The following is a 14,549-nucleotide window of genomic DNA, read 5'->3' as shown; positions in this document are numbered from 1 at the left end:
CCTGTGGCAAATCGAGATGCCAGCTGGATTACTTTCCATCTCGGATTGAGACTTCGCGAGATCCATCGACCTATGCGGGAACCGACACATCGATATGGCGACGCAGGACGACACCGCGCGCGTTGCGGGGTGACTTGATCACGATCGGTTAACCCTAATTTGAGGAATCCCGCTCAAACCTGACGAACGAACGGCGCTTGAGCCGTCGTCAGGACATTGGCTCCGATGAAACCAGCCCGCCTCGCCGTCCTCGCCATCGCGCTCGTCGCGGGCGGTGGCGCGGCGTATCTGATGAGCGGCGAGGAAGCCCCTCCGCCCGCTCCGGCGTCTGCGCCCGCTGTGGCGATGACGGATGTGCTGGTCGCGGCGGCAGACCTGCCCGTCGGCCAAACTCTCAAGGCTCAGGATCTGCGCTGGCAACCCTGGCCGGACCAAGCGTTGACTGCGGGCTACATCACCCGCTCCGCAGTTCCCAAAGGGCTCGAAGACGCGTCCGGATCGATCATCCGCACGAGCTTCCTCGCCAACGAGCCGATCCGTACCGAAAAGCTTGTGAAGGCTGGCAGCGGTTTCATGTCGGCGATCCTGCCTTCGGGCATGCGCGCCGTCGCGATCGAGATCGCCAAAGGCGGGTCGAGTTCGGCCGGCGGCTTCGTGCTTCCCAACGACCACGTCGACGTCATCAGCATCAGCGTCGCCAAGGCCGGACCGGGCGGGAGCAGCGAGCAGCCCGTCCAGACGGCCCAGACCCTGCTCACCGACATCCGCGTGCTGGCGGTCGGCCAGGTCGTCCAGGAGCGCAACGGCGAGACCGTGGTCACCGGGGAAACGGCGACGCTCGCGTTGACTCCGGCCCAGGCCGAGACGGTGACGCTCGCCCAGAAGGTCGGCTCGATCTCCCTCGTGCTGCGCAGCATCCTCGATACCGGCAAAGCCAACGACACGGCGTCCGCAGAGCCCGCGCCAGAGACGGCGCTCACGGTCGTCCGCTTCGGCGTCGCCCAGAAGCAGCTGCGTAAGTGAGGAGCGCCATGATGACGATGAACCGCAAGCGTCTGCTCCTTCCCGCCCTCTGCACGCTCGCAATGGCCTGTGTGGCCTTCGGCCGTGCGGAGGCGCAGCCCGACCCGCGCCTCGGTCAAGCTCCCGTGCTTTCGGTGGGGGCGAACGAATCCTCGGCCTCGCGCAGGGTCGACCTCAGCATCGGCCGTTCCCTGATCGTCGACCTTCCGCGCGATGCGAAGGAGGTGTTCGTCGCCAATCCGGCGGTCGCCAACGCGGTGGTGCGCTCGACACGCAAGGTCTTCATCATCGGCATCACCAACGGTGCGACCTCGATCTTCGTGATGGATGGCGACGGTCGTCAGATCGCGGCCCTCGATGTCACCGTTGCGCGCGATATCAGCGTCCTGCGCCAAACACTGAACCAGAGCATTCCGGGCGGCCGCTTCGACGTCCGCGCGGCGGGCGACTCTTTCATCCTGACCGGGAGTGTCGCGTCGGCCTCGGAGGCGCAGCAGGCCGTCGATATCGCCAACGGCTTCGTCGGAGCGAGCGGTGGCGGTGCCGGGGGCACCCGCGGCGCCATCATCAACAACCTGACGATCCGCGAGAAGGATCAGGTGATGCTGCGCGTCACCGTGGTCGAGGTGGCGCGCGTCGTGCTCAAGCAGTTCGGGGTGAACCTGAGCGGAGGCTGGTCGAACCTCAATCTCGTCAACGCGACCCCGCTTTCGCTGTCTGGCGGCCAGTTCCCGTCTGGCAACCTCCTTTCCGGTACGGTCAACACCGGCGGTGGCGGAAGTCTGACCGCCACCCTGCGAGCCTTCGAGCAGGCTGGCGTCTCGCGCATCCTGGCCGAGCCCACGCTGACCGCCGTTTCCGGCGAATCGGCGAATTTTACCGCTGGCGGGGAAATTCCGGTGCCGGCCAGCCAGGCCTGCGCCGTCGGCGGTCTGAACTGCGTGGTCGGCATCCAATACAAGCCCTACGGCGTCTCGCTGGTCTTTACCCCGATCGTTCTGTCGGAGAACCGGATTTCGATCCGCGTCGGCACCAACGTGACCGAGATCGACCCGCAGAACTCGTTCACTTTCGTCAGCGGAAGCACCAGCACCTCCGTGCCGGGCGTCACGGTCCGCAAGTCGGAGACGACGGTGGAGCTCGCCTCCGGCGCGACGATGATGACGGCCGGCCTGATCCAGCAGAAGTCGAAGGCCGCAATCAACGGCCTGCCGGGGCTCATCAACCTGCCGATCCTCGGCGCCCTGTTCCGCTCGCGCGACTACCAGCGCCAGGAGACGGAACTGATGATCATGGTCACTCCGTACATCGCCAAGGCGATGCAGCCGCAGCAGGTCGCGCGCCCCGACGACGGATTCGTCGATGCCACCGATCTGCAGGGTGTGCTGCTCGGCCGGCTGAACCGGATCTACGGCTCCGCCGGCGGCAGCTCGCTGGGACGCGGCTATCGTGGCCGCGTCGGCTTCATCGCCGACTGAGCCGGCTCTCCCCGACCCCTCACCGACATCCATGGCCGGCCCGAGGCCGCAGCAGGATCGCGAACGATGGCCCTCTACGCTCCCCTGACGCCGACGTCCCGATCGCCCCTGGCGTTGGCGGCGTTGGTGCTGCTCGCCGCTTCGCTCGGTGCCTGCAAAAGCGACCGTGTCACCGCGACGGGGTCCATCTACCCCGACGACGTGCGCGCGCGGCATCCCATCGTCCTCGCCGACGGCATCCGCACTCTGGATGTCTTTCCCACCGGCCCCGGTCATCTCGACCCGCGCCAGGCGGCGGATGTCGATGCCTTCCTGCTCGAATTCCGCCGCTACGGCCGCGGGCGGCTCGCCATCGACATTCCGCGCGGCGTGTCTCCCGGCGTCAGTGCGGCTGTCGAGCGCACCGGTGCTGCAATCCGCAGGCGTAGCACGGAGGGCGGCGTTCCGTCTGGTGCCGTCGTCGTAGCGAGCTACGCCGTCGCCGACCCGTCCCTCGCCTCGCCGCTGAGACTCAGCTTCGAACGTATGGAGGCTAAGGTCGCGAGCGCTTGTGGGATGTGGCCGCAGGATCTCGGCGTCAGCAACCCGGCCTTCAACCTGCGCAACGAGCCGTCCTGGAATCTCGGCTGTGCCACGCGCTCCAATATCGCTGCGCAGGTTGCCGATCCCGTGGACCTCGTCCGCGGCCGCCCGGAAGGCCGGATCGACACCGTTCGCCGGTCCCAGGTCATCGACAAGCTGCGCCAAGGCAACGATCCGTCAACCACATGGAGGCAGGATGGGACGGCCAACGTGAAGGGTGCGCTCCAGTAGCTGGGCGCACCAGCAGGCGGCCGGTTCGTCCCGCGTCGCTTGCCACCGAAGGCGCGCAAGCACTCGAATCGGAAACGAGACATGCCGGACCCGAACGAGGCCATCGACCGCATCATTGCCCCGGTGCCTCGGATCACCATCCAGGCCTTTTGCGAGACGCCGGAGACATCCGCGCTGATCGAGGCGGCGGTCGGCGACCGGCGCATGCAGAAGGCCCATGTGCGCATCCAGATGGGTGGCGGTGCGGCCGCGGTGGAAGCGTTCCGGCAGGCGCCGACGCCGAACGTAATCGTCATCGAGATCCAGGGGCCGAAATCGCGCCCCCTCGAATGCCTCGATTCCCTCGCCGAGGTTTGCGACCCCGGCACCAAGGTCATCATCATCGGCCACGTCAACGACGTGATGCTCTATCGCCAGTTCCTCCAGCGCGGCGTCAGCGAATACCTGATGGCGCCGGTCGAACCGCTCGGCCTGATCACCGCGATCTCGGACCTGTTCTCAGCGCCGGGGGCCAAGCCCGTCGGCCGGACCATCGCCGTCTTCGGCGCCAGAGGGGGCGCCGGAGCCTCGACGATCGCTCACAACCTCGCCTGGACCGTAGCGCGCGAGCACGGAACCGCGACGGTGATCGCGGACCTGTCCATTGCCTTCGGCACGGCCAGCCTCAACTTCAACCAGGATCCGCCGCAGGGCATCGCCGAGGCGGTCTTCGCGCCCGAACGCCTCGATTCGAATCTGCTCGACCGCCTGCTGTCGAAGTGCAGCGATAATCTCAGCCTGCTCTCGGCGCCCGCATCCCTGGACCGGACGGTCGACCTCTCTGAGGCATCATTCGATGCCCTGATCGACCTGTTGCGGGCTGCCGTGCCCTGTGTCGTGCTCGATGTACCGCAGGGCTGGTCCGCCTGGACGAAGCGCATCCTCGTCGGAGCCGACGAGATCCTGATCGTCGCGCAGCCCGATCTCGCCTCGCTGCGCAACACCAAGAACCTGCTCGCGGTACTGGCACAGAGCCGGCCCAACGACGCCCGCGCCCGCGTCGTTCTCAACGGCGTCGGCATGACCAAGCGTCCCGAGATCGCCGCGGCGGAATTCGCCAAGGCGCTCGACGTGCCGCCCTGTGCCGTTCTGCCCTTCGATCCGGCTCTGTTCGGCACGGCGGCGAATAACGGCCAGATGATCGCAGAGGTGCAGGCCAATTCGAAACCGGCCGAAATCTTCGCGTCCCTGGCGGCGGCCGTGACCGGCCGCGTGGAGATCCGCCGAGGCCGCGCGAACATGCTCGATCCGCTCCAGCCCCTGTTCGCCAAGCTCTCGCGCCGCAAGGCGTCCTAGAGCAGGCTGCGAAAAAGCGGCAACGGTTTTTCGCGCGAAGCCTGCTCTCAACTTTTGAATCGATCACGCTGCGTTTCGATCGATCCGAGCGAAACGCAGCGTGATCTAGACATCGGAAGGCGCTCGGCGCGATGTTCGGTAGACGATCAGGTTCGGCGGCGGCACCTGCCAGCGTGCCCGGCCCGGCCGCGCAGGTTGCGCCGCCGGTGCTGTATCAGGAAGAGCCCGCCCGGCCGCGCGTCGATGCGCCGGCCCCGAAGCAGGCCGTGGCGGTACCGGCAACACCTCAGAAATCCGAGGACTACTACCGCACGAAGAGCATGATCTTCGGTGCGCTGATCGAAGCGATCGACCTCACCCAGCTCGCCCGCCTCGACGGAGAAAGCGCCCGCGAGGAAATCCGCGACATCGTTTCGGAGATCATCGGCCTCAAGAACATCGTCCTGTCGATCGCAGAGCAGGAGGAGCTGCTCGACGACATCTGCAACGATGTCCTGGGCTACGGTCCCCTCGAGCCGCTGCTCGCGCGCGACGACATCGCCGACGTGATGGTGAACGGCGCGAGCCGGACCTTCATCGAGGTGAACGGCAAGATCCAGCTCACGTCCGTCCGCTTCCGCGACAACGCGCAGCTGATGAACATCTGCCAGCGCATCGTCAGCCAGGTCGGCCGGCGCGTCGACGAAGCCTCGCCGATCTGCGATGCGCGTCTTCCCGACGGTTCGCGCGTCAACGTGATCGCGCCGCCGCTCGCCATCGACGGCCCCTGCCTCACGATCCGTAAGTTCAAGAAGGACAAGCTCACTCTCGAACAGCTGGTCAAATTCGGCGCGATCTCGCCGGAGGGCGCAAAGATCTTGCAGATCATCGGCAAGGTCCGCTGCAACGTGGTGATCTCGGGCGGCACCGGCTCGGGCAAGACGACCCTGTTGAATTGCCTGACCGCCTTCATCGAGCATGACGAGCGCATCATTACCTGTGAGGACGCTGCCGAACTCCAGCTCCAGCAGCCCCATGTCGTGCGTCTCGAAACCAGGCCTCCGAATCTCGAGGGCCAGGGCACTATCAGCATGCGCGATCTCGTCAAGAACTGCCTGCGCATGCGGCCCGAACGCATCATCGTCGGCGAGGTGCGCGGACCCGAGGCGTTCGATCTGCTTCAGGCCATGAATACGGGCCACGACGGCTCGATGGGGACCCTGCACGCCAACTCCCCGCGCGAATGCCTCTCGCGTATCGAATCGATGATCACGATGGGCGGGTTCTCGCTGCCCTCGCGCACCCTGCGCGAGATGATCACCGGATCGATCGACGTGATCGTGCAGGCAATGCGCATGCGCGACGGCTCGCGCCGCATCACCCACATCACCGAGGTGATGGGGATGGAGGGCGACATCATCATTACCCAGGACTTGTTCGTCTATGACATCCTCGGCGAGGACGCGAACGGACGCCTGATCGGCCGCCACCGCTCGACCGGGATCGGTCGTCCGCGTTTTTGGGAACGGGCCCGCTATTACGGCGAGGAGCAGGCGCTGGCCGCGGCTCTGGATGCGGCCAGCGCACAGGGAGAAGTGGCCGCATGAACGTGTCGGGCGCCTCTCTCGCCGCTGGCCTCGTGGCCGTGGCCGCCGGCGGTGTCGCCTACGTTTTCCTGATGCCGCTGCTGTCCAGCGAGCGGCGGGCGGAACAACGCCGGAAATCCCTCGGTGCCGTCAAGGTTTCCGTCGACCGGGCCTCCGCGCTCAACCGCCGCGATCAGGTCGCCAAGAGTCTCAAGGAGATCGAGGCCAAGAAGAACACCGGGAAGGTAACCCTGGACGTTCGGTTGGCCCGAGCCGGTCTCGACTGGTCGCGGGAACGCTTCTTCGTGGTCGCAGCGGTGATGGCCGTCGTCTTCGCGCTGCTCGCCCTGTTCCTGACCGGGGAGCCCCTGGCGGCGGTCGGCGCACTCTTCGCCGGTGGCTTCGGGTTGCCGATCTGGATGTTGTCCCTTCTTCAGGCGCGACGCACGAAGAAATTCGTGGCCGAGCTGCCTAACGCCATCGACGTCGTGGTCCGCGGTATCCGTTCGGGCATTCCCGTCGGCGATTGCCTGCGCATCATCGCGCGCGAGGCGGAGGAACCGCTACGCAGCGAATTCCGGATCGCTGTCGAAGCGCAGACGGTCGGCATTCCGATGTCGGATGCGATCCTGCGGATGTACGAGCGCGTGCCGGTCACCGACGTCAATTTCTTTGCCGTCGTCATCGCCATCCAGGCCAAATCGGGCGGAAACCTCTCGGAAGCCTTGGGCAACCTTTCCCGCGTCCTGCGCGAGCGCAAGAAAATGGTCGGCAAGGTGCAGGCGATGAGCATGGAGGCCAAGGCCTCGGGCGTCATCATCGCCGCCCTGCCGTTCATCGTGGCGCTGCTGACTTACCTATCGAGCCCGGACTACGTCTCGCTGCTCTGGACGACGACAGTCGGCAAGGCGGCACTGGTGGTATCCGCCTTCTGGATGTCGCTCGGGATCTTCTCGATGAAGAAGATGATCACCTTCGATATTTGACGTCGACCCGGCGCAGACCGGCCTGGGAAGCACAACCATGAGCGCGACATTTATAGAGCTCCTGACCAATCCGAAAGTCGGAGCGATGGTGCTGACGGGCCTCGCGGCCGCGGCCACCGTGTTCACCCTGGTGCAGCCGCTGGTCGAGACCGACAAGCTCGGTAAGCGCATGAAGCTCGTCAGCGACGAACGCGAGCAGTTGCGGCAGCGCGAGCGCGAAAAGCTGACGAACAAGTCGTCGCTCCGCTCCGAGCCCAAGGCCTACATGAAGCGGATCGTCGATCGCTTCCAGCTGAGCGCATGGCTCGGCACCGACACGGCCAAAGCGAAGCTCGTCATGGCCGGCTTCCGAGGCCAGGGCGCAGAGACCGCGTTCCTGTTCTTCCGGCTCGTCTCACCGGCTGTGGCGGCGGTGGTCGCGATTTTCTACCTGTTCGTGCTCGGTGTGCTCGATCAACCCTTCATCGTCCGGTTCGGGTTGGTGATCCTCGCGCTCTTCATCGGCATCAAGGTGCCGGAACTCTATCTGTCGAACCGCACGAGCAAGCGGCAGGCGGAGATCAAGCGCGCATGGCCGGATGCTCTCGATCTGACCCTGATCTGCGTCGAATCGGGAATGGCGGTCGAGAATTCCTTCCGGCGGGTTGGCATCGAGATCGCAACGCAATCGGTGGTGCTGGCCGAAGAGTTCGCCCTAACTGTCGCGGAACTTTCGTATCTGCCCGACAGGCGCGCGGCCTACGAGAATCTGGCGAACCGCGTCGGCTTGGACGCGGTCAAATCGATCACGACGGCACTGATCCAGGCGGAGCGTTACGGGACGCCGGTGGGACAGGCACTCCGGGTTCTGGCGCAGGAAAGCCGCGATCAGAGGCTCAACGACGCAGAAAAGAAAGCTGCAGCGCTTCCGCCCAAACTCACCGTGCCGATGATCCTGTTCTTCCTGCCGGTCCTGTTCGTCGTCATCCTGACGCCGGCGATCATCCAGATCTTCCACTACCAGTGATCGCGCCCGATCGGGGTGCTCGATCGCTTCCGAGGGGAAATCCGCACCGTTCAGCCGCGCGGCGGGACCGCCGCCGTCTTCGGGAGGCGGCGGTTCGCAGCCTGCCGGGCCGCCATCGAGCGGAGCGAAGCGACGTTGGCGGAAGCCTCCTCGGGCGAGAGATCCTGACGTAAGACGCCCTCCGCCTCGTCGAACCGGCCCTTCAGCCCGAGGGCCAGAGCAAGATTCTGCCGCACGCGCGCATCCGCCCGCGGCTGTGCCACCGCAAGGCGAAGGGTGTTCTCGCCCTCGTCGAGTTGATGCGCCAGGACGTAGGAGAGACCGAGATTCGAGAGGATCGACGGCTCGTTCGGCGCGATCTTGAGCGCTGCGTCGTAGAAGCCCTGTGCCCGGGCATGATCGCCGAGCTGATCGGCCACCGTCCCTTGTGCCGAGAGGACGCGCCAGTCGGGCTGGGCTGGCGTATGGGCGTTCTGAAGCACTTCCGAGGCCTCGGAGAACCGGCCGGCGTCGGCGAGGCTCTTGCCGTAGGCGGCGAGAACATAGCGATCCTTGGGATTGCGGAGAGCGGCCTGCTGCAGCACGGCGACGGCCTGGGTCCGCTGGTTCGTCGCGCGCAGCGCCGATGCGTAGCGCAGAGCGCCCCGGATGTCCGAAGGGTCCGAGGTGTAGCTGGTGCCGAGCGCCTCGACCTCGCCGCGCGTCACGCTGCGAGGTCCTGCCGAGCCGCCGATCGATCCGGTCGTCTCCGGAGACCGCGACTGACACCCCGCGGCGAGGAAGGCGACGAGCGCCACGGTGCCGAGGAACCGGCCGACCCGGCCGGACGAGGAGACCTCCGCACGCATGTTACGCTCCGCATCACCGTCGCCGACGGCATCGCCGTCCCGGTCTTTCGGTGATAGGCGGTTAACCCTAACGGCCCGTAAACCGATCCCTCCCCGACCATATCCAAACGAGCGCCGATGCCGACAGACCGCCTCGACCTGCTGCCAGCCGGAACCGCTGCGATCCCGATCCGCTGCCTGGAGCCCGCGGAATGGCCGGCCTTCCAGGCCGGACTGTCGCCGATTCAGCGCGCCTATGCCGGGGCGACGGGGTTCTCACCGAAAGCCGGGCGGGTCTGCCTGTTGCCGGCTCCCGACGGCACGCTCGATCGCGTGCTGTTCGGCCTCGGCGACACGGCCGCTGCGGCTCACGATCGTCTCGTCGCCGGGAGGCTCGTCGGATCGCTGCCGGAAGGCCGCTATCGATTCGAGCCTGAGGGCGGCGTCGATCTCGGCGAGGCTACCCTGGCCTGGCTGCTGTCGAGCTACCGCTTCGGCCGCTACAAGGCCGCGTCGGCACAGCTCCCGAGCCTGGTCGCGTCGGACTGCATCAATGCCGATGCCATCCTGCGTGTCGCCCGCGCCGTCGCCGCCGGACGAGACCTCGTCAACACCCCGTCGAACGATCTCGGTCCGGCGGAGATCGAGGACGCGGCGCGCATCCTCGCCGAGCGCTTCGGCGCCGCAATCGCGGTGACGGGCGGCGACGAACTCGCTCGGGAGTTTCCCCTCGTCCACGCGGTCGGCGCCGCCTCGCCGCGGGCCCCGCGCCTGATCGACCTGACCTGGGGTGCGCCCGACTCACCGCGCGTGACGCTCGTCGGCAAGGGCGTCGTGTTCGATACCGGTGGGCTCGACATCAAGCCGTCCAGCGGCATGCTGCTGATGAAGAAGGACATGGGCGGTGCCGCCGCGGCGCTCGCCGCCGCCGAAATGGTGATGGGATCGGGCCTGAAGCTGCGCCTGCGCCTGATTGTCCCCACCGTCGAAAATGCAATCGCCGGCAATGCCTTCCGTCCGGGAGACGTGATCCGGGCCCGCTCTGGCCTCACCATCGAGATCGGCAATACGGACGCGGAAGGCCGTCTGATCCTGGCCGACGCGTTGGCCCTCGCGGACACCGAACAACCGGACCTGCTGGTCGATTTTGCAACCCTGACCGGGGCGGCGCGTACGGCGCTGGGGCCCGACCTTCCCGCCTTCTTCACAGAGGACGATGCGCTGTCACTGGCGATCGAGCAGGCCGGCATGTCTGCGATCGACCCGGTCTGGCGGCTACCTCTGCACGCGCCCTATGCAAGCTTGCTCGATTCAAAGATCGCCGACCTGAACAACGTGTCCGGCGGGCCATTCGCCGGAGCGATCACGGCCGCACTGTTTCTGCGCCGCTTCGCTCCGAAGACGAAGCGACACGTGCATTTCGATCTCTACGGCTGGAACCCCTCGACGAAGCCCGGTCGCCCCGAGGGTGGCGAGGTCCAGACCGCGCGCCTCGTCCACGCCTTGCTGAAGACGCTGTATCCGGCCGGCTGAGGTCGTTCAGCCGAGCCCGAGGGCATCCTTCTCGGAGGCGTATGCCTCGCGGACCGTCGTCTCGCCGTAGCGTCGCTCCAGGCGGCGCACCGTGAAATGCGCCCGGGCCATGGCCTGGAAATGGTTCATGAAGGCGGTGTTGATCGCGGCACCGCCAAAGGCTCCGATCAGCGGCACGGCCTGGGCCGCGACCTTCTGCGAGACCACGATGCCGAATCGCGAGGCGATCTGCGAGGCGAAGCGGATCAGCGCGGGCGCCGACGAATCCAGCACCGAGCGGTTGGCGGCGTATTTGGCGGCCTCCGCCATCGTCTTGGTGAGCGCTGCCCGGACGGCGAAGTAACCGCTCTCGGACAGGGCGGTCTCGGCCCCGTTGCGACCGCCGAGGGCGAAGACCTGGACGCAGGCGAGCGCGTTCTCCGGGTCGCTCAGATCCTCGCCCTCCTCCCGCGCGATCTCGGCGATCGAGCGCAGCATCAACGTCGTCGAGACCGGCAACTCCACAGCGAGCGTTGCGAGCCCGAAGGCGCCGCCGAGCGCGCCCGATAGCGCAGCCATGGCCTTGTGCTTCGCGTCGCTGGACTGGAACAGACGGCTCAGCCGGTTGCCCGTCTCTCCGATCCGAACCTCGACGGCCGATCCCGTGGACGCGACCGCCTTGTCGGGCAGGGTCGCCAGCGCGACGCGAAGCGCCGTGCGCATGGCGCCTTCGGCCGAGCGCGCCACCACGTCGGTCACTGGCGTCGGCAGTGCGCGCCCGATCATGTCGAGCGGTGCGCCGGCCGCTGCCGACAGCCGCGTGGCGAGGCTCGGCTTCTCGAGCACGGAGACGGCGCGGCGGAGCGCAGTCAGGTCTGCGTCGCTCAAGGAGCGAAAGGCTTCGATGGGGACCGGCAGGACCTCGCCGGCCAAGGAGATGTCGTTCACGTCTGCGCCCTCGCGGCTGCGGCCGGGATGCCGGTTGTTCCAAGCTCGCGACCCGCCGAAGGGTTCCCCGGTGCAACATCGGCGATCGCGTGCTGCGCGGCGGCTCGACGCTGGGGCACGCGTCCCACCGCAAAACACAGCGCGACCACGGGGATGCCGATTGCGGCGGTCATCGTGAAGAAGGCGGGGTAGCCGTAGGCGGCCACGAAGAAGCCCGATGTTCCCGCGACGAGCTTGCCAGGCAACGCGTAGAGCGACGAGAACAGGGCATATTGCGTGGCCGCGTAGCCGGGTGTCGTCAGGCTCGACATGTAGGTGATGAGGGCGATGCCGGCGAAGGAGCCGCACAGGCTCTCCACCGAGACCGCGATCGCGAGGCGCCAGATCTCCGGCGCACCGAGCGACAGCCACGCAAGCGAGAGATGCGAGGCCGCGGCGATGAAGGCGCCGGCGACGAGTGCGGGGAACATGCCGAAGCGGGCGATCGCCCAGCCGCCGGCGAAGCCGCCCGCGATCCCGACCCAGATGCTGAAGAGTTTCGCAATCGTCGCGATCTCCTTCAGGTCGTAGCCGAGCCTGATGTAGAGCGGGTTCGCCATCACGCCGGAGATGAAGTCCGGCATCCGGTAGAGCGCGACGAGCAGGAGCACTGCGTAGAGCGCGTTGCCCATGCGGCCGTGGAGTTCGGTCAAGGGCTCGAAGATCGCGCGGCGCATCCGGTCCGCGCGGCTGGCAGGCTTGAGCGGAAGCGTCGGATCCGCGTCCTGCTTCCGGTCGTATCGGCCCGCGAACAGGGCCGCCACGAAACCCACGCCCATCGCGGCGGCCATGATCAGGTAGGCCATGGTCCAGCCGCCATAGGCCGCGACGTAGAGCGCGCCGGCACCGGCCAGGATCAGGCCGAAGCGGTAGCCGAGGTTGGAGGTCGCCGCGAGGATGCCCTGCATGTCGGTGCCGGCCGCCTCGATGCGCCAGCCGTCGATCACCACGTCCTGCGTCGCCGCGCAGAAGGCGACGAGGAACGCGCCGAGACCGAGCAGTGCGAGGTGTTCCTTCGGATCGGAGAAGGCCATCAGCACGAGGCAGAGCGCGGTCGCGACCTGCGTGAGGACCATCCAGGCCCGTCGCCGTCCGAGCCGGGCGGCCAGGAACGGCAGGTCGATCCGGTCGATCGTCGGAGCCCAGAGGAATTTCAGCGAGTACGGCAGCGCGACGTAGCTGAACAAGCCGATCGTCTTGATGTCGATCTCGGATGCGGCCATCCGCAATGTGAAGGTGCCGAGCACCAGAAGCAGCGGCAGGCCCGAGGAGAAGCCGAGCGCCAGCATCTGGATGATGCGCGGGTCGTCGAGGATGTCGCGCAGGCGGAACTTCCGGGCCACGGGCTCGGTCGCGCCTGCAGTGATCGCGGCCATGGGTCGAACTCCTCGCGCAATGCCGCCTTATCCGCAAACATCGTGGCAGTCTTGGGCCGTGCGGGGCAATGCGGGCTTCGAACGAGCCTTACGCCTTGCGGGCGCGTTCCCGCTTCAGGCGGTAGAGCGCATCCAGGGCCTCACGCGGCGTCATCGCATCCGGATCGAGTTCGTCGACGAGGGCTCCGATTGCGTCGTCGACCACGATGGCCTGTGCCGCCTCGGGCGGCGGTGCGTCGGCGAGGCTTGCGAACAGCGGTAGGTCGTCGATCTTGCGGCGCGTCGGCCGATCGCGCTCCGACGCCTCCAGCCCCTTCAGGATCGCGCCGGCCCGCGCAACCACGCCTTTCGGCAGGCCGGCGAGGCGCGCGACCTGCAGCCCGTAGGATCGTTCGGCGACGCCCGGCACCACCTCATGCAGGAAGACGACATCGCCGCGATGCTCGGTGACCCGCAGCGTCGCGTTGTCGAGCCGTGAGAGCCGCTGCGACAGCGCGGTGAGTTCGTGGAAATGCGTGGCGAACAGGGAACGGCAGCCGTTGCTCTCGTGCAGGTGCTCGAGACAGGCCCAGGCGATCGACAGGCCGTCGAAGGTCGCCGTCCCGCGCCCGATCTCGTCGAGCACCACGAGGGAGCGGCGGGTGGCCTGGTTCAGGATCGCCGCCGTCTCGACCATCTCGACCATGAAGGTCGAGTGTCCGCGTGCCAGATCGTCCGCCGCGCCGACGCGGGAGAACAGCCGGTCGACGAGCCCGAGATGCGCGGAACGCGCCGGCACGAACGCGCCCATCTGGGCGAGCACGACGATTAGCGCATTCTGGCGCAGGAAGGTCGACTTGCCGCCCATGTTCGGGCCGGTGACGAGGCGGATGCGTCCGCTCTCTTTCCCCGACAGGTCGCAGTCGTTGGCGATGAACGGATCGCCCGAGCGGCGCAGAGCCGCCTCGACCACTGGATGGCGGCCGCCTTCGATAGCGAAGGCCACACCCTCGTCGAGCCGCGGCCGGGCCCAGTCGAGTTCCACCGCGAGTTCCGCATGGCTCGCCGCCACGTCGAGGGCTGCCAAGGCTTCGGCGACGTCGGCGATCACTGTCGCCTGCGCCATGACGAGGGCGGCCAGCGCCTCGAATACCTGGCCTTCCATGGCGAGCACGCGGTCGGAGGCGCCGGAGATTTTCGACTCGAGTTCACCGAGTTCGACACTGGTGAAGCGCATGGCGTCGATCATGGTCTGGCGATGCACGAAATCGCGCATCAGGCCCTTGAGACAGGCCTCGCCCACCGCCTGCGGCACCTCTATGTAGAAGCCGAGCATGTTGTTGTGCTTGATCCGCAGGGTCCGGCAGCCGGATTCCTCGGCGTAGCGGGCCTGGAGCGCCGCGATCACTTTGCGGGAATCCCGGCCGAGTTCGCGCGACTCGTCGATGTCGGAACGGTAGCCGGCCCGCACGAAGCCGCCGTCGCGGCGGTTGAGCGGCAGGTCGTCGGCGAGCGCGGCAGCAAGCTCTGCGACGAGTTCGGTATCGATGCCTGCGAGGCGCTCGCCGATCACGGATAGCGCTCGCGGCGCACCCTGCAGCGAGGCCAGCCGGTCGGCGATCCGCGCCGCGGCGTCGAGCCCGTCGCGAAGCGCGGCGAGGT

Annotated in this window: 12 protein-coding genes; 8 read left to right on the top strand and 4 right to left on the bottom strand. The window is 67.2% G+C overall.

Annotated elements, in window-relative coordinates; all coding sequences use genetic code 11:
- Positions 1-225 precede the first annotated feature (225 nt).
- The 7 genes from cpaB (at position 226) to FV217_RS08770 (ending at position 8,206) form a co-directional block, all read left to right on the top strand.
- A complete protein-coding gene (gene cpaB, locus FV217_RS08800; RefSeq protein ID WP_147816820.1) occupies positions 226-1,023 on the top strand; it encodes a Flp pilus assembly protein CpaB in 798 nt (265 codons plus the stop codon).
- Between the two features lie 8 nt (positions 1,024-1,031).
- Entirely contained in the window at positions 1,032-2,501 is a 1,470-nt protein-coding gene (locus tag FV217_RS08795) for a type II and III secretion system protein family protein (RefSeq protein ID WP_147816819.1), read from the top strand.
- Between the two features lie 66 nt (positions 2,502-2,567).
- The gene (locus FV217_RS08790; protein ID WP_147816818.1) at positions 2,568-3,314 is read left to right on the top strand and encodes a CpaD family pilus assembly protein; all 747 of its coding nucleotides are present in this window, start codon (positions 2,568-2,570) and stop codon (positions 3,312-3,314) included.
- An 81-nt stretch (positions 3,315-3,395) separates the two neighbouring features.
- Positions 3,396-4,649 (top strand): AAA family ATPase, encoded by a 1,254-nt coding sequence (locus FV217_RS08785; protein ID WP_147816817.1) that lies wholly within the window; start codon positions 3,396-3,398, stop codon positions 4,647-4,649.
- Positions 4,650-4,780: 131 nt separating this feature from the next.
- On the top strand, positions 4,781-6,235 hold the full coding sequence (locus FV217_RS08780) for a CpaF family protein (protein ID WP_147816816.1): 1,455 nt from the start codon (positions 4,781-4,783) through the stop codon (positions 6,233-6,235).
- A complete protein-coding gene (locus FV217_RS08775) occupies positions 6,232-7,200 on the top strand; it encodes a type II secretion system F family protein (protein ID WP_147816815.1) in 969 nt (322 codons plus the stop codon). The genes FV217_RS08780 and FV217_RS08775 overlap by 4 nt, the downstream gene beginning before the upstream one ends.
- A 37-nt stretch (positions 7,201-7,237) precedes the next feature.
- The gene (locus tag FV217_RS08770; RefSeq protein WP_147816814.1) at positions 7,238-8,206 is read left to right on the top strand and encodes a type II secretion system F family protein; all 969 of its coding nucleotides are present in this window, start codon (positions 7,238-7,240) and stop codon (positions 8,204-8,206) included.
- A gap of 50 nt (positions 8,207-8,256) precedes the next feature.
- Here FV217_RS08770 and FV217_RS08765 read toward each other — a convergent pair whose 3' ends face one another.
- Complete coding sequence (locus FV217_RS08765; protein ID WP_147816813.1) at positions 8,257-9,054, bottom strand: hypothetical protein; 798 nt, start codon at positions 9,052-9,054, stop codon at positions 8,257-8,259.
- Positions 9,055-9,171: 117 nt separating this feature from the next.
- Between FV217_RS08765 and FV217_RS08760 the strand changes: the two genes are divergently transcribed.
- On the top strand, positions 9,172-10,566 hold the full coding sequence (locus FV217_RS08760; RefSeq protein ID WP_147816812.1) for a leucyl aminopeptidase family protein: 1,395 nt from the start codon (positions 9,172-9,174) through the stop codon (positions 10,564-10,566).
- A 6-nt stretch (positions 10,567-10,572) separates the two neighbouring features.
- Here the strand turns inward: FV217_RS08760 and FV217_RS08755 are convergent, their stop codons facing one another.
- The 3 genes from FV217_RS08755 to mutS form a co-directional block, all read right to left on the bottom strand.
- Positions 10,573-11,493, bottom strand: coding sequence for an EcsC family protein (locus FV217_RS08755; RefSeq protein WP_147816811.1), 921 nt, complete (start codon positions 11,491-11,493; stop codon positions 10,573-10,575).
- Complete coding sequence (locus FV217_RS08750; RefSeq protein ID WP_147816810.1) at positions 11,490-12,908, bottom strand: MFS transporter; 1,419 nt, start codon at positions 12,906-12,908, stop codon at positions 11,490-11,492. The genes FV217_RS08755 and FV217_RS08750 overlap by 4 nt, the downstream gene beginning before the upstream one ends.
- A gap of 88 nt (positions 12,909-12,996) precedes the next feature.
- On the bottom strand, positions 12,997-14,549 hold a 1,553-nt coding region (mutS, locus tag FV217_RS08745), incomplete at its 5' end, for a DNA mismatch repair protein MutS (protein WP_147816809.1).

Source organism: Methylobacterium sp. WL9, from assembly GCF_008040035.1.
Taxonomy (GTDB): Bacteria; Pseudomonadota; Alphaproteobacteria; order Rhizobiales; family Beijerinckiaceae; genus Methylobacterium; species Methylobacterium thuringiense.
This window is presented reverse-complemented; position numbering and strand designations above follow the sequence as displayed.

Excerpts from the sequence above, each read along its gene's own strand:
- cpaB (WP_147816820.1), top strand. The coding sequence starts at position 226 with ATGAAACCAGCCCGCCTCGCCGTCCTCGCCATCGCGCTCGTCGCGGGC.
- FV217_RS08795 (WP_147816819.1), top strand. The coding sequence starts at position 1,032 with ATGATGACGATGAACCGCAAGCGTCTGCTCCTTCCCGCCCTCTGCACG.
- FV217_RS08790 (WP_147816818.1), top strand. The coding sequence starts at position 2,568 with ATGGCCCTCTACGCTCCCCTGACGCCGACGTCCCGATCGCCCCTGGCG.
- FV217_RS08785 (WP_147816817.1), top strand. The coding sequence starts at position 3,396 with ATGCCGGACCCGAACGAGGCCATCGACCGCATCATTGCCCCGGTGCCT.
- FV217_RS08780 (WP_147816816.1), top strand. The coding sequence starts at position 4,781 with ATGTTCGGTAGACGATCAGGTTCGGCGGCGGCACCTGCCAGCGTGCCC.
- FV217_RS08775 (WP_147816815.1), top strand. The coding sequence starts at position 6,232 with ATGAACGTGTCGGGCGCCTCTCTCGCCGCTGGCCTCGTGGCCGTGGCC.
- FV217_RS08770 (WP_147816814.1), top strand. The coding sequence starts at position 7,238 with ATGAGCGCGACATTTATAGAGCTCCTGACCAATCCGAAAGTCGGAGCG.
- FV217_RS08765 (WP_147816813.1), bottom strand. The coding sequence starts at position 9,054 with ATGCGTGCGGAGGTCTCCTCGTCCGGCCGGGTCGGCCGGTTCCTCGGC.
- FV217_RS08760 (WP_147816812.1), top strand. The coding sequence starts at position 9,172 with ATGCCGACAGACCGCCTCGACCTGCTGCCAGCCGGAACCGCTGCGATC.
- FV217_RS08750 (WP_147816810.1), bottom strand. The coding sequence starts at position 12,908 with ATGGCCGCGATCACTGCAGGCGCGACCGAGCCCGTGGCCCGGAAGTTC.